Below are 18,739 nucleotides of genomic sequence, written 5' to 3'. Positions count from 1 at the left end.
AATTTTACAATATACAAATATACTATAAATGAGTACTACAACTACGCCTTATGTGGCTTATAAAGTAAAAGACATTTCTCTAGCGGCTTGGGGAAGAAAAGAAATTGAACTAGCTGAAGCTGAAATGCCAGGTTTAATGGCACTTCGCGCTGAATATAAAGACGAACAACCATTAAAAGGTGCTCGTATTGCTGGATGTTTACACATGACGATTCAAACTGCTGTTTTGATCGAAACTTTAATTGCTCTTGGTGCAGAAGTTACTTGGTCTTCTTGTAACATTTTCTCTACTCAGGATCAAGCTGCTGCTGCTATTGCTGCTGCTGGAATTTCTGTTTACGCTTGGAAAGGTTTAAATGAAGAAGAATTTGACTGGTGTATTGAGCAGACTTTATTCTTTGGTGAAGACAGAAAACCATTGAACATGATTTTGGATGATGGTGGAGATTTAACAAACATGGTTATCGATCGTTACCCAGAATTGGTTCCTGGAATTAAAGGTCTTTCTGAAGAAACTACAACTGGTGTTCACAGACTTTACGAAAGAGTAAAAGCTGGAACTTTACCAATGCCTGCAATCAATATTAACGACTCTGTTACTAAATCTAAATTTGATAACAAATACGGATGTAAAGAATCTGCTGTAGATGCTATTCGTCGTGCAACTGACTTAATGTTGGCTGGAAAAAGAGTGATTGTTTGCGGATATGGTGATGTTGGAAAAGGAACTGCAGCTTCTTTTAGAGGTGCTGGTTCTATTGTAACAGTTACTGAAATCGATCCAATTTGTGCTTTACAAGCTGCAATGGACGGTTACGAAGTTAAAAAATTAGATACTGTAATTGCTAATGCTGATATCATCATTACAACTACAGGAAATAAAGATATCGTGGTTGGAAGTCATTTTGAAAAAATGAAAGACAAAACTGTTGTTTGTAACATCGGGCACTTTGATAACGAAATCGACATGGCTTGGTTAAACAAAAACCACGGTGCTTCTAAAATCGAAATCAAACCTCAGGTTGACAAATATACTATCGCTGGAAAAGATATCATTATCTTAGCTGAAGGTCGTTTAGTAAACCTTGGTTGTGCTACAGGTCACCCAAGTTTTGTAATGAGTAACTCATTTACAAACCAAACTTTAGCTCAAATCGAATTATGGAAAAACAGCGCAGCTTACAAAAACGAAGTTTACATGTTACCAAAACATTTAGATGAAAAAGTTGCTGCTTTGCACTTAGCTAAATTAGGCGTTGAATTAGAAACTTTACGTGAAGATCAAGCTGCTTACATTGGTGTAGAAGTTCAAGGTCCATTCAAACCAGAGTACTACAGATATTAATTGATTTTAGTCCCGATAGCTATCTGGGTTAGATTTCTTTAAGTATATATTCAAACCCGACAGGTTTTAAAAATCTGTCGGGTTTTCTGTTTTTATGTTTCAGGTAAAACATTTCCATCAAAAAATTGTACTTTTATAAATATCTGCTTACTTTTAATAACCAGAATAAGAATCTATTTATCAAATACTTAAATAGTAAAAAATTGAAAAAAACATCCTATTTATTCGTATTCTTGTTTTTATTAAGCCTTCCGCAAATTATTTTTTCTCAGGAAAAAAAGCCTAAAGTCGTATTAGTGTTAAGCGGTGGAGGCGCAAAAGGAATTGCACATATTCCTCTTTTACAGAAATTAGACTCACTTCATATTGTTCCAGACCTTATTGTCGGGAATAGTATGGGAAGCATTATTGGCGGTCTCTATGCAATGGGATATTCTGGCGACAGTATCGAAAAAATCACGAAAGATATTTATTGGGATAAATTGCTAGGCGGAGGCCAGTCATTACGAGCTGTAAGTGCCGAAGAAAAAAGAGAATTTCAACGATATTTAGTTGGAATAGGTGTTAAAGACGGAAAACTTAACAGCATTGGTTCTCTATTAAATGATCAAAATCTAAGAGAATACCTTTCGGAATTAACTTTCCCTGTATACAATGTCAAAGATTTTGACAGTCTCCCGATTCCTTTCAGAGCTATGGCCACAGACTTGGTCGAGGGAAAAGAAGTTATCTTAAGCAAAGGAAGTCTATCCTACGCTATGCGTGCCAGCATGTCGCTGCCTGCCATCTTCAAACCAATGCCTTATGGAAAAACAGTTTTGGTAGACGGTGGAGTATTAAATAATTTCCCAACTGATGTTGCCAAACAAATGGGCGCCGATATTATTATCGGAAGTGATGTCGGAGGCGGAATGGAACCTGTCGACAAACTGAATAATCTAATGACCATATTAATGCAGACCAGTATGTTCCCGAGCAACATCAAAAATCCTGCAAACCGTGATTTATGTACAATATTGGTTGATCATTTACCTAATCTACGTTTTTCTACTGCCGATTTTGCTAATAGCAACGAAATCTACAAAGACGGTAAAATTGCTACAAATCAAAATCTTCCAGCTTTAATTGCTCTATCAGAAAAATTAAAGGGGTTTCAGCAGCGAACCCACAAATTGCCTAATATGCCAAATGAGTTTGTATTGGACACAATCGTTTACAAAAAAATAAGTCCTGAAAATATGCCGTTGGTTGTCGGAAGGGCAAATCTAAAAACCCACGTAAAATATACCACCAAAGATTTAATAGCTGGTATTAACAGAGCAATGGGAACCAATCTTTTTGATGAAATTACGTATAGTTACTTCATTAAAGATGAAGATAAATTAGGTATTACATTGTTCGGATTTGAACGTGCCAAAAATCAGCTAAATACCTCAATTCACTATGACACTTACAGAGGTGTCGGAATAATTTTTAACTACACAGGTAGAAATGTTCTTGCTGATGCCTCTCGTCTTCTATTAACGGTTGATATTGCCGAACAGCCAAAAGCAAGAATCAATTATCAGAAAAATTTTGGACAGCATAGAGAATGGTGGTGGATATCTGAAGCTTATGGAGCTTTACTTCGCCAAGAAATTTATATTAATGGTAAAGCATCAGACAACATACTTTACAACACTGTTGAAGTAAACAATGAAGTAAACAGAAACTTAAATTCTCTAAAAAGCTATTTAGGTTTTGGACTAAATTATAGCTATACCAATCTAAAACCTAAATATGATCGAGAATACAACCCAAACTCGGTCAGCATTAACAATTACAACTTCAATAATATAGAATTCAACCTGCATTATTCTTATAATGACATGGATAGAGTTTTCTTTGCCACAGAAGGGACAATTATAAAATCAAACATAGCACGATCATTTCTTACCGATATCGACGCTTCTTTTTCTGATCCAGACTTAACACGTGTTTCTGGCTCTACAAATGGCTACACCAAATTTGGTTTAACCTATGAAAAGAGATTGCCCATAAAAAAGAAAATTACAGGAATCATAGGATTTGATTCTTATTTTATTTTTCAGGATAAAGTTAAACATGACGATATTCCGTTTTCAGGATTTGGCTATGCCGCAAAATATTTCATAGGTGGCATTATACCAAGTTCTGGCAGCAATCGCTTTTCATTTGCAGGACTTCATGAAGACGAACTTAATGTTACACAATATATGGGACTTAAACTTGGATCTCAGATAAACTTAATTGGAAAAATTTATCTAACTCCTCACTTCAATCTTGCTTCTGTTGGTTTTGAAAATTTCAATGAATATATAAAACATGCCTTTAATCCAAAAGGAAATTGGGATAACAACATCGATACCAGCCTAGTAATATCAGGAGGTGCAGCGATTTCTTATCAATCCATTTTAGGCCCGATCCATTTTGATACTTCATGGATAAACAATATCGACAAGGTAAGATTATTTTTCAGCGTAGGACTATCACTCAACCCGTAGAAGAAATATTAGAAATCTAAAATAATCAGGGCGCGCCATAATTTAAGAAAAGGCCTAATATACTTTGCGTACATTAGGCCTTTTCTTAAATTACGTCGGGCTATCCGCGCTACTTCGGTAGCTAGCTCCTATCCCTCACGCAAACGTAAATCAAGAACCATAAATAGTCCCAAATTATTTATAAGCCCTAAGATTTTAAGCTTAAATTTGAAACTTCCCAGCACATCAAAAAAATAAGAAGAAAATAAAATTATGATCGAAAAAGTTTTATGCGAAATACATGGCACAAAAGAAATGACTTTTGGTTGCATTCATATTGCAATGGCAACAGACTCTAAAGAAAAAATTGGTTTTTACTATTCAGAAGCCGAGGGCGATCTTCCTCAAATTGCTTGGTGCGGAGAATGCGAACAATGGCTTCTTGATAATGGCGAAGAATGGACTGATGTTTTTCAAGCCAAAGCCGATTTTAAAATGCTATGTATTGATTGTTTTGATGAAGTAAAAAATAATGAAACAGAAATTCATATTCGATAAATAAATTCCTGTCCGTTTCAAACAAAGCTTAACTTTTCAAAAAACGAAAATCATGAAAAATTTTTTATTCCTATTTATAGCCATTGTTTTCGAAATCATCGCTACCTCAGCATTAAAAAAGTCCGAAGAATTCACAAAACTTATTCCTAGCATTATTACCATTATTGGATATTGCGGAGCATTTTATTGTTTGAGTTTTGCCATCAGAACCATTCCTGTCGGGTTTGCTTATGCCATCTGGTCTGGAGTCGGAATTGTATTAATTACCGCAATTGGCGCCATTTTCTTCAAAGAAATTCCAGATTTACCCGCCATAATTGGATTGAGTTTAATTATAATTGGAGTTATTGTAATCAATGTTTTTTCCAAAACTACAGCGCATTAAATCAAAAAATATTATTTTTGATAGTATCAAATGATACTATCATGAAGCCACCTTATGACATTACTCCCATCATATTAAAATTAATAAGTTCTATATCTGAAAAGATTGGAGCGTTGAACATCTTATACCTTGACAAACAATCTCCAAAACTTAGAAAGCAGAATAGAATTAAAACAATACATTCTTCATTACAAATTGAAGGAAACACTTTAACAGAAGAACAAATTACTGCATTAATTGAAAACAAGAGAGTAATTGGCCCACAAAAAGATGTCTTAGAAGTTTTAAATGCAATCAAGCTTTATGATAAATTAAGAGAATATAAATCAACTTCTTCAAAAAGCTTTTTAAGTGCTCATCAGTTATTAATGAAAGACCTCGTTCTTGATGCAGGAAAGTATCGAAAACAAGGAGTTGGAATTGTAAAAGGGACAAAAGTTGCACATATAGCTCCTCCTTACGAGAATGTTCCTTTTTTAATGAATGATTTATTTGACTATTTAAAAAACAAAGATGAACTAACTTTAATAAAAAGTTGTGTCTTCCATTATGAAATGGAATTTATTCATCCTTTTTTAGACGGAAACGGCAGGATGGGAAGATTATGGCAGACTGTTATTCTAATGGAAGAATACCCTGTTTTCGAATTTTTACCTTTTGAGACATTGATAAGTAAAACACAAGACCGTTATTACAAATCTCTCGCAATGAGTGATAGTAGTGGTAAATCAACTTATTTTATCGAGTATATGTTAGATGTAATAAATAAATCATTGGAAAACTTACTTAATTACGATAACAGAACAATAAAAGACATTGACCGATTAGAGTATTTTTATTCTCTAGGAATTAAGGAATTTACCAGGAAAGATTATATGCATGTTTTTAAGGATATTTCTGCTGCTACCGCAAGCCGAGATTTAAAAAAAGGATTATCACTAAACCTTTTTGATATTACCGGAAATCAGAGTACTGCCAAGTACACCTTAATTAACCCTTAACCCTATTTTAAAAAATATAAAACATGGACATTCGAAAAGCTACAATCTCAGATCTTGCCGAAATGCAGCAATTGTATATCGAAACCATACAATCTGTCTGCAAAAACGATTATAATCCTGAGCAAATAGAAGCATGGACTTATGGAGTAAAAAATAAAGAACGTTGGATTGAAGTTATCGAAAAACAATTTGTTTTATTAGCCATTATTGGAAATCAGATTGCTGGTTTCGGAACCTTAAAAGATGGAAACTACATTGATTTCTTCTACATTCATAAAGATTTTCAGCGACAAGGAATTGCAGACAAAATTCTAAACGAATTAGAAATTGAAGCTAGAAAACATCATTCAAAAATAATAACTTCAGATATCAGCATAACAGCAAAACCATTTTTTGAAAAGAAAGGATTTGCTGTAAAAGCCGAACAGAAAAATATTCGCTTGGGCGTTGAATTAATTAACTTTAAGATGGAAAAAGAATTGTAAAATTTTGTTTCAAGTTTCAGGTTTCAAGTTAAGTTGGAACCTGAAACCTGAAACCAGAAACTTGAAACCAGAAACTTGAAACTTGAAACCAGAAACTTGAAACCAGAAACAAAAAAACAAAGCAAGTTTCGGATTTTATACCTGCCAAAACCAATCGATCTTTGCCTTATAAAATGGAAGAAAAATGAACACACAAGAAACCATTAATTATAATCGCATTGCAGAAGCAATCGATTATATCAAAGCAAATTTTAAAGATCAGCCCAATCTTGATGAGGTTGCAGAAAAAGTACATTTAAGTCCGTTTCACTTTCAGAGGCTTTTTAGTGAATGGGCAGGAACGAGTCCGAAGAAGTTTTTACAATATACAAGCATCGAGCACGCCAAAAAATTACTCAAAGAAAATCAGGCGACCGTTTCTGAAACTGCTTTTGAAACAGGATTATCAGGAACAAGTCGTCTTCATGATTTGTTTGTAAATATTGAAGGAATGACGCCTGCAGAATATAAAAATGGCGGAAAAAATCTGGCTATTAACTACAGTTTTGCCGAAAGTCCGTTTGGAAATATCATTGTTGCGTCAACCTCAAAAGGCGTTTGTTTTATGGCATTCGCCGAAGATGAAATCACCGGACTTATTGCATTAAAAGATAAATTTCCAAATGCTTCTTTTACCCAAAAACTAGACTTAGCACAGCAAAATGCACTATTTATATTCCAGAATGATTGGAGCAAATTATCAGAAATCAAACTGCATTTAAAAGGAACCGATTTCCAGCTGAAAGTCTGGGAAGCTTTACTAAAAATTCCAATGGGACAGCTTTCCACTTATGGTTCAATCGCACACCAAATTCAAAAACCAAATGCATCCAGAGCTGTTGGAACTGCAATTGGAAGCAATCCTGTTGCGTTTTTAATTCCTTGCCATCGTGTGATTCAATCTTCGGGAACTTTTGGCGGTTATATGTGGGGAAATACGCGTAAAACAGCCATTATTGGCTGGGAAGGTGCGCATGTAAATCTATAGTTTTTCGGCCACGAATTACACGAATTGCACAAATTTTTATTCTGATTGATAAAAAATTAATTCGTGAACATTTGTGTAATTCGTGGCTGAAAAAAAATTCAATCTAAAAATTCTTTATGCAAAATATACAATCAAAAATTGCTTCCCAGGATTGGGAAAGCATCACTGAATCTATGCACGAAAATGGATTTGCAATTATTCCAAAAGTGCTTAATAATGAACAGTGTGAAGACTTAAAATTCGATTATGACAACCCATCCATATACCGAAAAACAGTTGTAATGGAGCGCTACCGATTTGGCTTGGGCGAATACAAATATTTCAATTATCCGCTTCCAGATTTAATTCAGAGCATTCGATCTGCCATCTATCCCAAATTAGCCCCTATTGCAAATGCATGGATGATAGCTTTAAATATTGATACTGTTTTTCCAATCAAACATGAAGATTTGCTAAAACAATGTCATGACAATAATCAGCTGAAGGCTACAGTTTTAATTCTAAAATATGGTAAAAGCGGTTTTAATACTTTACATCAGGATTTGTATGGTGATGTTTATTTTCCAATTCAAATCGTACTTTTTCTAAACGACCCTGATGAAGATTTTACTGGCGGTGAATTTGTTTTGACTCAACAAACGCCAAGAGCACAATCTAAGGCAATAGTTTTAAAACCAAAAAAGGGAGATATTCTCATTTTTACAACCAATTTCAGACCTGTGAGAGGCACAAAAGGCTATTATCGCGTAAACATGAAACATGGCGTAAGTGAAGTACATTCGGGTGAAAGATATACGCTGGGAATTATTTTCCATGATGCGTTAAATTAAGGTACAGAGGTGCAAAGGTTTTGAACCACGCATATCTGTAGAGACGCACCGCAGTGCGTCTACATAACGCAAATCGGCAAAGGCATTTTTCTCGCAGATACCGCAGATTTAAACAAATTTTAATCCTAATAATTTTTTTAATCTGTGGCAAATTAAAAAACCAATCTTTGCGTAGACGCACTGCGGTGCGTCTCTACAGAATAAAAATATCTATAAAAATAAATGGTAAAACATATTGAAATTTCAGATTCAGATCTTCGAAATAAAATTAAAAAAGGCGAAATTTGTTTCGGAGGCAACCAAAAATTAAAAATCTACGGAACACTTAAATGTTCTTCGGGAAAAAGAATGAAACGAGAAAATCGTGTTTTCTTTTTATCTGAAAATGATGCCAAACAAAATGGTTTCAGACCTTGCGGGCATTGTATGAAATCAGATTATCAAAAATGGAAAAATGGACTTATTTAATCCTCAAATAGACGAAACAACCAATCTGCTTCCAAAAGATGGAACGGTGAATTATTATGGAAAATTATTTTCGAGAACAGAAGCCGACTTCTACCGTGATATTTTATTAAATACAATTGAATGGAAAAATGATGAAGCTGTTATCTTCGGAAAATTAATTTTAACCAAAAGAAAAGTGGCATGGTACGGCGATCAGGAATTTGAATATACGTATTCGAATACAACAAAAAAAGCATTGCCTTGGACTCCTGAACTTTTGAAACTAAAAAAAATCATTGAAGAAAAAACAGGTGAAACTTTCAATTCCTGTCTGCTAAATTTATATCATACTGGAGAAGAAGGAATGGCTTGGCACAGCGATGCCGAAAAAGATTTAAAGAAAAATGGTGCAATTGGATCTATAAGTTTTGGAGCAGAACGTAAATTTGCTTTCAAACATAAAGAATCAAAAGAAACGGTTTCTATGATTCTGGAACATGGAAGTTTATTGGTCATGAAAGATGAAACGCAAACACATTGGCTTCATAGACTTCCTCCAACAAAAACCACTCAGAAACCAAGGGTTAATTTGACTTTTAGAACTATTGTAAGATAAAGATGCTACTTCTTTTTTGTGGCAACATTTTCGTACGAACGTATCAAGGCATCTTCAAACATTTCGGGTCTTACTTTTGAAAGTTCAACAATTGTCCATCCTTGTTTTCCCCATTTATTTGGAATTGGGTAGAAAATCTTTTCGCTTGACGCACAAAAAACCGACTGGTCTATTTCGGTCAATTTTAAAACGGCATGATTATTTTTTTCGTCAAAAGTGGCAAAAATCTTCTTTTTGATTCGAAAAGATGTTTTTTCAAAATGAGGTTCCTCTGTTGCATTTGGAAATGACATTGCTAACTTTCTAAATTCTTCAATTGAAACCATAATATCATTTTTAGATTATTACCCTTCTACCAGCCTTGATTCAGTCCGTTTTTAAGAACCTCATCGTATTTTTCTTTATCAAAAGAATATAAGTTTGGAGCTTTATGCGCTACGTTGCTTTTCTTTTCATCGAGTTTAGTAAGGATTCCGATATTGGTTATTTTTCTTAAAAAATTTCGGCGGTCGAGTTTTTTATCCAAAATCGTTTCGTATAATTTTTGCAGTTCTGGAATGGTAAATTTTTCTGGCAATAAATTGTAACCTATTGGCATTAAATTCAATTCGATTCTTAGAGTATCTAGTGCTTTATCCAGAATTTCACGATGATCTAAAATAAGTTCAGGAACTTCTTTGTGGTCAATCCATTCTACTATTTCATGTCTGTTTGCTGGATTTGGAAGAATTTTCGAAAAATCGACCAAAGCATAATAGCCAATCGTCACAAAACGGCGCATAAGCCATTTTCCTTTTGCTTCCTCAATTTTAAGGTATTCCAGTGTTTTTTTATCAAAATGCTGCTTGTTACGATCTACTTTTCCAAAGGTTGCAAATTGTCTTAAAAAAACACCATCAACACCAGTTCTGCTATTCAATACCGTAATCGCGGCTGTATCTATATCCTGATCAACAGGAATAAATCCGCCGGGTAAAGACCATTTATTGGCTCGTTCCACTTTTATCAATAAAACTTTTAATTGATTATCATGAAAACCAAAAATGACGCAATCTATGGAAAGTCCAGGCTGGTAATTTTCGTTATTATCTATAATGTCTTTTAACATCAAAAATCTTTATAAATTCTTTCTTTTAATAACTCTGCAATTTACTTCATTTTTATAAAACTCAAGTATTTTTCTAAAGAGATGATTTTCAATCAAAACAGAAGTGTTTAAACCACAATTTTAACGAAAATTTAAAATCAAATTTAAAAAAAATAAGTACATTGCGTCATAATAACACATTAATGATTTTAATTGTTATAATTGAAATCAAAAAACAAAGAATAATAATACAAAGCTACCATTTATCTTCAAAGTGAGTGTAGAAATTAAATGTAGAAAGCCATGAATACCAATACTTTAAAAAATTTTAATCAAAAGATTAGAAGTAAGATTCTAAATTCTTTTGGGTTTGTTTCTAAAACCTATCTCTTAGAAGCTTCCTTGAAATATAGTGAAGAACAAGAAAGAATTTTCAACGAGATGATTGTTGAAACTGATGCAAAAAACAAAAAAGCAAAACAAGAAGCGTTTGACAAAGCTTTGTATGCTTCTTATAAAGGAATTGGCGCCATGGATTTTGTAAATACTGTAATAAAATAACCTTGTCCATGTTTATAATTTATAATACAGCCTCACTTTTAGTGAGGCTTTTTTTTTATTATAAATTTTACACTAAAATGAAAGAAAATGGTCATTTATTAATTATTTTAGCCGTTTTAAAAGTAAGAATATACCCCTATAGAAAAAGTACATGGAAAACATCATTGAATCAGAAAGCTACAAAATTCAAAAACCAGAAAGCTGGGCGCCTACAATTAACGACGATCAACTTATTGACTATATAAAAGAATCCGATTTCTCCAACAAACAAGTTGAAGAAGGTCGAGATTTCTGTTACTTCTTAGATAAAATTTATTATACAAGCGATATCGAAAATAGTGAATATGCTTGTGTTGCCTATACACTTAACGAACCATCAAATCTAGAAAGCGCTTCGGTAAGAGATGTTGTCGTAGAAGAAAACGAGACTTATGTTATACACAGAATCAGTGTTTTAAGAGATGGTGTTTTGATTGATAAAATTGCTGATACTAAAATTAAAGTTTTGGATAGCGAAAATCAAAGCGAAGGCGGCATTTTGAGCAGTAACAAAAAAGTAAACATAACAATTAAAGATTTACGTCTTTATGATATTTTGATTACTGAAGATTCTCGCACAAAGGTTTTTACAGATCGCGATTTTATGAGAAAGGAGTTTCTTAAATATGTCTATGTAACACCAAGTTCTTATTGGGCTTACGGAAAATATAAGTTTTCATTTATCAATGATAGAAAAGAAACAATCGCTTACAAAAAAACATTTTTCAGAGATGAAGAGGGAAATGTTATAGAACCAGAAATCAATTACCTGAAAAAAGGAGAGCGTTTTGTTATTGACAAAGAAAATTACATTAACTCTTTTGACGTTAATAGAGAAATTGCTCCTTTTATTGATTTTGCTACAGATGGTAATTGGATTGATTTATCTAATTACATTTCTCCGCTTTATGAAGAAATATACAGTAAAGCCTCTTTAAAAGAATTTGCTCCAAACCTTGTTGAAAAACTGAATGCCATTGCAGATCAAGATGAGAAGTTGCAATTTGCAATTGATTATGTACAAAATCATGTGTACTATATTTTTAATGCTGATGAAATGAACGGGCACAAACCGCAAGAGCCATCAGTAACTTATGAAAATAAACAAGGTGATTGTAAGGCAAAATCGGTTTTATTGAAAGTGGTTCTGGATTATATCAATGTTGATTCTTCTGTAGTATTAGTAAACTTTAATTCTGACCATTACATTAAATATTATCTTCCTTCTCTGCTGACTTTTAATCATGTTATTGTAAAAATTAAACACAAAGGAGAAACTTATTTTGTTGATGCCACCTCAAGAGATGAATTTGGATTGCTTGAAAACCGCGGTTTTATCTACTTTAAGCATTATTTGGAGGTAAAACCAAATCAAGAATTAGCGATTAAAGAACCGTATAAATTTCCTTATTATGGTATAACTGAAAAAGTAGATTTCAGTGCCGAAAATAATATAGGCCAGTTAAAATTGGTTTCGACTTACAAAGGAAATCGTGCCAATTATATGCGCAAATATTTCAAAAACACTAATAAAAGAGAAATAATTGACAGCTGGAATAATTTCTTATTCTATGCCTTAAATTATTCTAGCGATAGAAACGGAACTGATATCAGGACTATTTTTAAAGATGCTTCAATTGAAATTGTTAGCGATGATAAAAAGCTGAATGAGTTTACAATTCAATACAACACTTCAATCGAAAATCCGTATTTTACAGATCCCGAAAAGAATCGTTTTTTAATGTATTTTGATCGAAATGTGGTTAAAAACTCAGCACGCGATTTTATACACAGCGATGTTTCGTTCTGGCATAATTTTGACAACGAAAAATACGAGATCAACTTATCGACAGATCAGAAAATAGATACTCAAGAAAAATATACTATTCAAGAAAGTACTATTACAAATCCTTATTTTGATTTTACAAGCCGCAAAAAAGTAACTAAAAATGGCGCTTCTATTTATGTCGATTTTAAACCATTGATCAATTTAGAAATCCCAAGTGAAGATTTTGAAGATTTTAGAAATGCACATCATGAAATTGCCGACAGCAATTATGGAATTGGAATCGATATTATTGAACAAGGTTTAATAAATATGCTTAAATACAGTTTTAAGAAACGACTAAAATAATTTTGATAAAAAAAACGGGGCTCAAAAAGAAGCCCCGTTTTTAATTTAATTTACTAATTCAAAATCTGATTTTAATTTAATATCTGCTGATGAAGCTCCAATCATAACTTCAAAATCTCCTGGTTCTGCAGCCCATTCTACTTTATCATTATAGAAAGAAAGCTTCTCTTTGTCGATTGTGAATTCGATTGTTTTAGATTCTCCTGCATTTAATTTCACTTTTTGAAAATCTTTCAACTCTAAAACTGGTCTTACTACAGAACCAAATTTATCTTTCAAATACAATTGAACCACTTCTTCTCCAGCTACTTTTCCAGTATTTTTCAATTGGAAAGAAACTTTGATTGTTTCATTGCTTTTTATCTTAGTTGAAGATAATTTCAAACCAGAATAATCAAACGTTGTGTAGCTCAAACCATATCCAAAAGGATATTTTGGAGAATTTTTCAAATCGATGTAAGCTGAAACATAGTTTGTTGAATTTTCATCTTTAGCTGGTCTTCCTGTACTAAAGTGATTGTAATAAATTGGCACCTGCCCTACTTCTCTTGGGAAAGTCATTGGCAGTTTTCCTGATGGATTGTAATCTCCAAACAAAACATTTGCAATTGCATTTCCAGCTTCAGTACCTAACCACCAAGTGTAAACAATTGCAGGAACGTTATCTGCTGTCCAATTAAAAACTAAAGGTCTTCCAGCGTTTATTAAAACTACAACTGGTTTTCCTGTTGCCTGAATTGCTTTAACTAAATCTTCCTGAACGCCTGGCAAATGCAAGTCACTTCTACTTTTTGCTTCACCGCTCATGTCGCGTCTTTCTCCAATACTCAAGATTACAACATCTGCTTGTTTAGCTGTTGCAACAGCTTCTGCAAAGCCATCTTTGTTTGTTCCTTCGATCTCACAACCTTTTGCGTACAATAATTTAGTGTTTTTACCCACTTTGTTTTGTAAACCATCCCATTGCGAAACGATCCATTTATTGTAATCAACTTCTGGAAGTTCTACAGACCAAAAGCCCATGTTCTCTTTGTATTCTTTAACCATTGGTCCAATAAATGCAATTGTTTTTACATTTTTTGATATTGGCAAAGTCTGGTTTTCATTCTTTAATAAAACAATACTTTTCTCCGCAACTTCAAGAGCTGCTTTTCTATGCTCTGGGTTACTTAATGCTTTTTCAGCACGTTTTTCATCAGAATATCTGTAAGGATCATCAAATAATCCTAATTCGAATTTCTTGCGAAGAATACGTCTTACTGCATCATCAACCAAATCTATAGCAACTCTGCCTTCTTTTACTAACTCTGCTAAATTCTTACGGTATGCATTACTTTCCATATCCATATCGCTTCCTGCAGTAATAGCTGAATAAGCAGCTTCTTTAAGATTTTTAGAATAACCGTGTGCTACCATTTCTCCAATTGATCCCCAATCTGAAACTACGAAACCTTGAAAGTTCCATTTTCCTTTTAAGATATCTCTCTGCAAATGCACATTTCCAGTTGCTGGAATTCCGTTAATATCGTTGAACGAATTCATGAATGTTGCTGCACCAGCGTCTAAAGCCGCTTTAAATGGTGGTAAATAAGTCTCCCACAACATTCTTTCGCTCATATCTACAGAGTTATAATCTCTTCCTCCAGCTCCAGCTCCATAAGCTGCAAAGTGTTTAACGCAGGCCATAACTGAGTTTAAATCTCCCAATTTGTTTCCTTGAAAACCTTTTACTCTTGCGTAAGCAATTTTAGAACCTAGATAAGTATCTTCTCCTGCTCCTTCCATTACACGTCCCCAACGAGGATCGCGGCTAATATCTACCATTGGCGCAAATGTCCAGTGAATTCCGCTTGCTGCAGCTTCTGTTGCTGCTACTCTTGCTGCTAATTCAATTGCTTGCAAATCCCAGCTTGCCGCTTCTGCTAATGGAAGCGGAAAAGTAGTTTTGTAACCATGAATAACGTCTTGACCAAATAACAACGGAATTTTAAGTCTTGACTGCATCGCCAATTCCTGATATCCTCTGGTATATTTTGTTCCGATTACGTTTAGCATCGAACCAATTAAACCTGCTTTTATTTCAGCTTGTTTGTTTGGGTTTATTGTAATTGGACCCGTTGCCTGATTGTCGCCAGTGTATTGATTTAACTGGCCAATTTTTTCTTCGATTGTCATCTTTTTCAACAGATCATTGACTTTCTGATCTATTGTCTGCTGTTGTGCCGACGCTAAAAGCGAAAGCATAAACAGCATAATTGTTGTTGTTTTCATGTGTTTAAGTTGTTTACCAAACGTAAGTTGCAACTGCACCTGCGTTTAGAGTGGTTGTGGTTTGTTTTTGGTTATATTTAATATTAAATGTTGCAGCTGAAGCTCCATCATTTTCTACAATTAAAACGGTTTGTCCTGAAGGAGTTTTGAAAGCCACATTATATAAGCTTCCTGCAATATTACTTCCAATTCTTACCGAACCTTCTGGAACAAATTTAGAAGCATGCCCGATGATATAATATCCTACTTCTCTTTTGATATTTTGGTTCTGATCAATCATCAAAGCTCCTTTGCAAGTTGAACATCCTCCTGGTGTAAAAGGCTTATAGAATTCATCATTTGCCAATCCCCAAGAAAGTGCATTTTTACTCCAGTTTCTCATAGAACCGATTACTACGTTTTTCACACTCCATTTTAAGTCTGTTTCAAAATTAGTTCCCGAACCTGTATATTGTTCTGTAAAATACAAATCTTTATTTGGAAATTCGTTATGAACAGTAGTCAAAGCGCTAATATCTCCTTCATACAAGTGAAAAGCCGATCCCGTTACAAACGGATTTGCTTTTGGATCTCTTAAAATCGTCAAAGGATATTCTGGTTTGTTGCAGTTGTGATCATAAACAATAATTTTGGTTTTGATTCCTGCTTTCGCGAAAGCGGGACCTAAATGGTTTCCAACAAAATCTGCTTGCTGTTCTGCCAACATTAACAAACTCGGGTTGTTTCCTGGGTGCAATGGTTCGTTTTGAGGCGTAATGGCATCAATCACAATTCCGTGCGATTTCATTGCTTGAATGTATTTTACAAAATACTGTGCATAAACTCCATAGTATTTTGGCTGTAAGCTTCCGCCTTTTGAGCTTCCGTTGTCTTTCATCCAAACTGGAGGCGACCACGGAGATCCCATTATTTTTATTTTAGGATTTATAGCTAAGATTTCTTTTAAAACCGGAATTACATCGTCTAAATCTGGGCCAAGATTAAAGTGTTCCAAATTCATATCTGTTTGTCCTTCTGTCATATCATCATACGAAAAAACTTTTTCATTCAAATCTGATGCTCCAATACTTATTCTTAAATAACTTAAACCAATTGCGCCATTTTTTCTAGAAAATAATTCCTGAAGCAAGGCCTCTCTTTTTGATTTATCCAGTTTTTTAATAGCTTGAGCACTTCCGCCCGTTAATGAAAATCCGAAACCTTCGATGGTTTGAAATTTTTCAGCTGGATTAATCTCGATTGTCTGATTTGAATTTGTTTCTGAACCAAAAACTAAATCAGTTTGTTTTTTAAGTTTTGAAGTTTCATCTGTAGTAGTAATCCAAGATTCTACTTCTCCAGAATTGGAAGTAACACTTTTTGAAGATCCGCAATTGAACTGCATCGCAATTAACGGCAGCAAAACCAGGATTTGAAGTTTTTTGTTGATGTTTTTCATTTTTAATCTATTTCTATTAAGACAGGCAAATGATCCGACGGATATTTTAAATCTTTAGAATCACTTAACACTGCGTGTTTTTGAACTTTTAGACCACTATTTTTTGAAATAAAAATGTAGTCTAATAATAATGTTACGGGTTCATTATGTTTGAAATCATTGAAAGTTCCTGAAGGTCCAAAAGGTTTTTCTATTGAAACATCTTTGGTATCATCCATCACTTTTTTGATTTCTCCAATTTGCGTTGTGTTTGGTTCAGAATTGAAATCACCCATTAAAAAAGCGGGATAATTTTTTGTGTTCAATTCTTTTATTTTAGAAAGAGCAAGCTGTACGCCTTTTACCCTAGCTTCTTCCCCCATATGATCTAAATGCAAATTGAAAACCCAAAATATTTTTTTTGTTTTTAGATCTTTAAAAAGTCCGTATGTACAAACTCTATTGCATGCAGCATCCCAACCTCTTGACACCACATTTGGAGTTTCAGATAACCAGAAAGTGTTAGATTGTTCGACTTTAAAACGATCTTTTTTATAGTAAATCGTACAAGCTTCTCCCAATCCGCCTTCTTCTCTTCCTACTCCAAATCTGCTATAATTTGGCAAAGCCGATGCAATGTCTAAAACTTGATTTGGTGTTGCTTCCTGAACTCCAAAAACATCTGGACTGTAAAACCCAATTTGAGAGGTAAAATAATCCTTTCGTTTTGGCCACGCATTTTCTCCATCTGAAGCAACATCCAAACGGATATTGTAAGTCATAATTTTTAAATTCTGACCATAAAATGAGTTCACGGTTAAAAGCAGCATTACTGCAAGAACAAGTTTGTTTATCTTTTTCATGTTAAAAAATTTTAATCTTGTAAATCTAGCGTTTACGGGACTTTAAAGAAAAAAATTTGTTTAAAAGTTATGTTAATTGTACACTCTTACGTAATCAATTTCATAAGTCGCTCTTTGAAAGTTTGGATCTACAGTTCCTCCAAAATTTCCTCCCATTGCTAAATTTAGAATCACAAAGAATTTCGCATTAAACGGAGTTGTACTTGAGTTTTTATAAGTGTAAAATAAATTATCGTCTACATAAAATTTGATATTTTCGGCATCCCATTCAGCGGCATAAATATGAAACTCGGTTGTTGAATTTGGAGCCGTTGTCGTTTTGGTGTCTGGCGTATTACCTGAACGTCCCGGAGAATGCAGTGACGAGTGAATAACATTTGGATTATTTCCAACTGATTCTAAAATGTCAATTTCGCCACACAAAGGCCATCCTGCTGTTTCTATATTATCTCCCAATAACCAAAAAGCTGGCCATGTCCCGCCTCCAACTGGTAATTTTGCACGAACTTCTGCTCTTCCATACTTAAAAGAAAATTTTCCTTTTGTCAGCATTCTTGTAGAAGTATATTGGCTTCCTTGATAACTTTCTTTGATTGCTGTAATCTTTAAAAGTCCATTTTCGATTTTTACATTTTCAGAGCGGTTTGTGTAATATTGTAATTCGTTATTCCCAAAACCGTTTCCATTTCCTAAATCGTAACCCCATTTTGAAGTATCTGGTGCTCCATCTGTATTAAACTCGTCTGACCAGATTAATTTTCTGGCTACGAAAACATTTACTTTTGTAGAAGTATTAGTGTATTTTATTCCATTAAATGCCGTAACATCAATCGTATAGGTTTTGGTTCCTTGTTGAGTAAACTCATATGAAAAATTGCTGGTTGTAAATTCTTTTGTTTCATTGTTTACCACAACTTTATATGACTTTGCATTAGAAGCATCAATTTTTAAATTAATTTTTCCGCTTCCGTCTCCATTTGGCATTTCAGCAGTTTTTCCAACTACATCAACTTGAACAGAAATTTTATCGGGAGTTACAACAGGAGTATCAGTTGTATCGTTGTTACTGCTGCAAGACTGAAATACAAACAATAGAATTAAGGTAAATACTCCTGCTCTATTTGCGAGATTGATTATTTTCATCTTTTTATTATTTAAATGGTTTAGTTAAT

The 18,739-nt window shown here is 33.8% G+C and carries 18 protein-coding genes; 12 read left to right on the top strand and 6 right to left on the bottom strand.

Annotated features, from left to right (window positions below):
* Window positions 1–28 precede the first annotated feature (28 nt).
* The 10 genes from ahcY (at window position 29) to DMA14_RS19345 (ending at window position 9,195) form a co-directional block, all read left to right on the top strand.
* Window positions 29–1,345, top strand: coding sequence for an adenosylhomocysteinase (gene ahcY, locus DMA14_RS19390; protein WP_111426181.1), 1,317 nt, complete (start codon window positions 29–31; stop codon window positions 1,343–1,345).
* Window positions 1,346–1,548: 203 nt separating this feature from the next.
* Window positions 1,549–3,867: a patatin-like phospholipase family protein gene (locus DMA14_RS19385; protein ID WP_111426249.1), complete on the top strand. Its 2,319-nt coding sequence runs from the start codon at window positions 1,549–1,551 to the stop codon at window positions 3,865–3,867.
* A gap of 252 nt (window positions 3,868–4,119) precedes the next feature.
* The gene (locus tag DMA14_RS19380) at window positions 4,120–4,404 is read left to right on the top strand and encodes a hypothetical protein (protein ID WP_111426180.1); all 285 of its coding nucleotides are present in this window, start codon (window positions 4,120–4,122) and stop codon (window positions 4,402–4,404) included.
* Window positions 4,405–4,456: 52 nt separating this feature from the next.
* On the top strand, window positions 4,457–4,789 hold the full coding sequence (locus DMA14_RS19375; RefSeq protein ID WP_111426179.1) for a DMT family transporter: 333 nt from the start codon (window positions 4,457–4,459) through the stop codon (window positions 4,787–4,789).
* A 41-nt stretch (window positions 4,790–4,830) separates the two neighbouring features.
* Window positions 4,831–5,790, top strand: coding sequence for a Fic family protein (locus tag DMA14_RS19370; protein ID WP_111426178.1), 960 nt, complete (start codon window positions 4,831–4,833; stop codon window positions 5,788–5,790).
* A gap of 23 nt (window positions 5,791–5,813) precedes the next feature.
* The gene (locus DMA14_RS19365; RefSeq protein WP_111426177.1) at window positions 5,814–6,275 is read left to right on the top strand and encodes a GNAT family N-acetyltransferase; all 462 of its coding nucleotides are present in this window, start codon (window positions 5,814–5,816) and stop codon (window positions 6,273–6,275) included.
* A gap of 184 nt (window positions 6,276–6,459) precedes the next feature.
* On the top strand, window positions 6,460–7,302 hold the full coding sequence (locus tag DMA14_RS19360) for a bifunctional helix-turn-helix domain-containing protein/methylated-DNA--[protein]-cysteine S-methyltransferase (protein WP_111426176.1): 843 nt from the start codon (window positions 6,460–6,462) through the stop codon (window positions 7,300–7,302).
* 116 nt (window positions 7,303–7,418) lie between these two features.
* On the top strand, window positions 7,419–8,132 hold the full coding sequence (locus tag DMA14_RS19355) for a 2OG-Fe(II) oxygenase (protein WP_111426175.1): 714 nt from the start codon (window positions 7,419–7,421) through the stop codon (window positions 8,130–8,132).
* Between the two features lie 222 nt (window positions 8,133–8,354).
* Window positions 8,355–8,600 carry an Ada metal-binding domain-containing protein gene (locus DMA14_RS19350; protein ID WP_111426174.1) on the top strand — a complete coding sequence of 82 codons (246 nt, stop codon included), beginning with the start codon at window positions 8,355–8,357 and terminating at the stop codon, window positions 8,598–8,600.
* Window positions 8,587–9,195 (top strand): alpha-ketoglutarate-dependent dioxygenase AlkB family protein, encoded by a 609-nt coding sequence (locus DMA14_RS19345; protein ID WP_111426173.1) that lies wholly within the window; start codon window positions 8,587–8,589, stop codon window positions 9,193–9,195. Before DMA14_RS19350 ends, DMA14_RS19345 begins: the two co-directional genes overlap by 14 nt.
* Before the next feature lie 5 nt (window positions 9,196–9,200).
* Here the strand turns inward: DMA14_RS19345 and DMA14_RS19340 are convergent, their stop codons facing one another.
* Window positions 9,201–9,521 (bottom strand): MmcQ/YjbR family DNA-binding protein, encoded by a 321-nt coding sequence (locus tag DMA14_RS19340; RefSeq protein ID WP_111426172.1) that lies wholly within the window; start codon window positions 9,519–9,521, stop codon window positions 9,201–9,203.
* A gap of 26 nt (window positions 9,522–9,547) precedes the next feature.
* Complete coding sequence (locus tag DMA14_RS19335) at window positions 9,548–10,303, bottom strand: NUDIX hydrolase (RefSeq protein ID WP_111426171.1); 756 nt, start codon at window positions 10,301–10,303, stop codon at window positions 9,548–9,550.
* A 282-nt stretch (window positions 10,304–10,585) separates the two neighbouring features.
* On the opposite strand from DMA14_RS19335, the gene DMA14_RS19330 reads away from it, so the two are divergent.
* Both DMA14_RS19330 and DMA14_RS19325 read left to right on the top strand, forming a co-directional pair.
* A complete protein-coding gene (locus DMA14_RS19330) occupies window positions 10,586–10,843 on the top strand; it encodes a hypothetical protein (RefSeq protein ID WP_111426170.1) in 258 nt (85 codons plus the stop codon).
* A 151-nt stretch (window positions 10,844–10,994) separates the two neighbouring features.
* Window positions 10,995–13,016: a hypothetical protein gene (locus DMA14_RS19325; RefSeq protein ID WP_111426169.1), complete on the top strand. Its 2,022-nt coding sequence runs from the start codon at window positions 10,995–10,997 to the stop codon at window positions 13,014–13,016.
* Window positions 13,017–13,061: 45 nt separating this feature from the next.
* On the opposite strand, the gene DMA14_RS19320 is transcribed toward DMA14_RS19325, so the two are convergent.
* The 4 genes from DMA14_RS19320 to DMA14_RS19305 form a co-directional block, all read right to left on the bottom strand.
* Entirely contained in the window at window positions 13,062–15,287 is a 2,226-nt protein-coding gene (locus tag DMA14_RS19320) for a glycoside hydrolase family 3 N-terminal domain-containing protein (RefSeq protein WP_111426168.1), read from the bottom strand.
* 13 nt (window positions 15,288–15,300) lie between these two features.
* A complete protein-coding gene (locus tag DMA14_RS19315) occupies window positions 15,301–16,725 on the bottom strand; it encodes a glycoside hydrolase family 30 protein (RefSeq protein ID WP_111426167.1) in 1,425 nt (474 codons plus the stop codon).
* A 2-nt stretch (window positions 16,726–16,727) separates the two neighbouring features.
* Complete coding sequence (locus DMA14_RS19310) at window positions 16,728–17,567, bottom strand: endonuclease/exonuclease/phosphatase family protein (RefSeq protein WP_111426166.1); 840 nt, start codon at window positions 17,565–17,567, stop codon at window positions 16,728–16,730.
* A 72-nt stretch (window positions 17,568–17,639) separates the two neighbouring features.
* On the bottom strand, window positions 17,640–18,710 hold the full coding sequence (locus DMA14_RS19305) for a glycoside hydrolase family 16 protein (protein WP_111426165.1): 1,071 nt from the start codon (window positions 18,708–18,710) through the stop codon (window positions 17,640–17,642).
* Window positions 18,711–18,739 lie beyond the last annotated feature (29 nt).

The organism is Flavobacterium sharifuzzamanii, assembly GCF_003254585.1.
GTDB classification, from domain to species: Bacteria; Bacteroidota; Bacteroidia; order Flavobacteriales; family Flavobacteriaceae; genus Flavobacterium; species Flavobacterium sharifuzzamanii.
The sequence above is the reverse complement of the archived record's forward strand: the minus strand, read 5'-3'. Positions and strand labels throughout refer to the sequence as shown.

What these genes read in the sequence shown, in the direction of transcription:
- ahcY (WP_111426181.1), top strand. Translation starts at nt 29, where the DNA reads ATGAGTACTACAACTACGCCTTATGTGGCTTATAAAGTAAAAGACATT.
- DMA14_RS19380 (WP_111426180.1), top strand. Translation starts at nt 4,120, where the DNA reads ATGATCGAAAAAGTTTTATGCGAAATACATGGCACAAAAGAAATGACT.
- DMA14_RS19375 (WP_111426179.1), top strand. Translation starts at nt 4,457, where the DNA reads ATGAAAAATTTTTTATTCCTATTTATAGCCATTGTTTTCGAAATCATC.
- DMA14_RS19370 (WP_111426178.1), top strand. Translation starts at nt 4,831, where the DNA reads ATGAAGCCACCTTATGACATTACTCCCATCATATTAAAATTAATAAGT.
- DMA14_RS19365 (WP_111426177.1), top strand. Translation starts at nt 5,814, where the DNA reads ATGGACATTCGAAAAGCTACAATCTCAGATCTTGCCGAAATGCAGCAA.
- DMA14_RS19360 (WP_111426176.1), top strand. Translation starts at nt 6,460, where the DNA reads ATGAACACACAAGAAACCATTAATTATAATCGCATTGCAGAAGCAATC.
- DMA14_RS19355 (WP_111426175.1), top strand. Translation starts at nt 7,419, where the DNA reads ATGCAAAATATACAATCAAAAATTGCTTCCCAGGATTGGGAAAGCATC.
- DMA14_RS19350 (WP_111426174.1), top strand. Translation starts at nt 8,355, where the DNA reads ATGGTAAAACATATTGAAATTTCAGATTCAGATCTTCGAAATAAAATT.
- DMA14_RS19345 (WP_111426173.1), top strand. Translation starts at nt 8,587, where the DNA reads ATGGACTTATTTAATCCTCAAATAGACGAAACAACCAATCTGCTTCCA.
- DMA14_RS19340 (WP_111426172.1), bottom strand. Translation starts at nt 9,521, where the DNA reads ATGGTTTCAATTGAAGAATTTAGAAAGTTAGCAATGTCATTTCCAAAT.
- DMA14_RS19335 (WP_111426171.1), bottom strand. Translation starts at nt 10,303, where the DNA reads ATGTTAAAAGACATTATAGATAATAACGAAAATTACCAGCCTGGACTT.
- DMA14_RS19330 (WP_111426170.1), top strand. Translation starts at nt 10,586, where the DNA reads ATGAATACCAATACTTTAAAAAATTTTAATCAAAAGATTAGAAGTAAG.
- DMA14_RS19325 (WP_111426169.1), top strand. Translation starts at nt 10,995, where the DNA reads ATGGAAAACATCATTGAATCAGAAAGCTACAAAATTCAAAAACCAGAA.
- DMA14_RS19320 (WP_111426168.1), bottom strand. Translation starts at nt 15,287, where the DNA reads ATGAAAACAACAACAATTATGCTGTTTATGCTTTCGCTTTTAGCGTCG.
- DMA14_RS19315 (WP_111426167.1), bottom strand. Translation starts at nt 16,725, where the DNA reads ATGAAAAACATCAACAAAAAACTTCAAATCCTGGTTTTGCTGCCGTTA.
- DMA14_RS19310 (WP_111426166.1), bottom strand. Translation starts at nt 17,567, where the DNA reads ATGAAAAAGATAAACAAACTTGTTCTTGCAGTAATGCTGCTTTTAACC.
- DMA14_RS19305 (WP_111426165.1), bottom strand. Translation starts at nt 18,710, where the DNA reads ATGAAAATAATCAATCTCGCAAATAGAGCAGGAGTATTTACCTTAATT.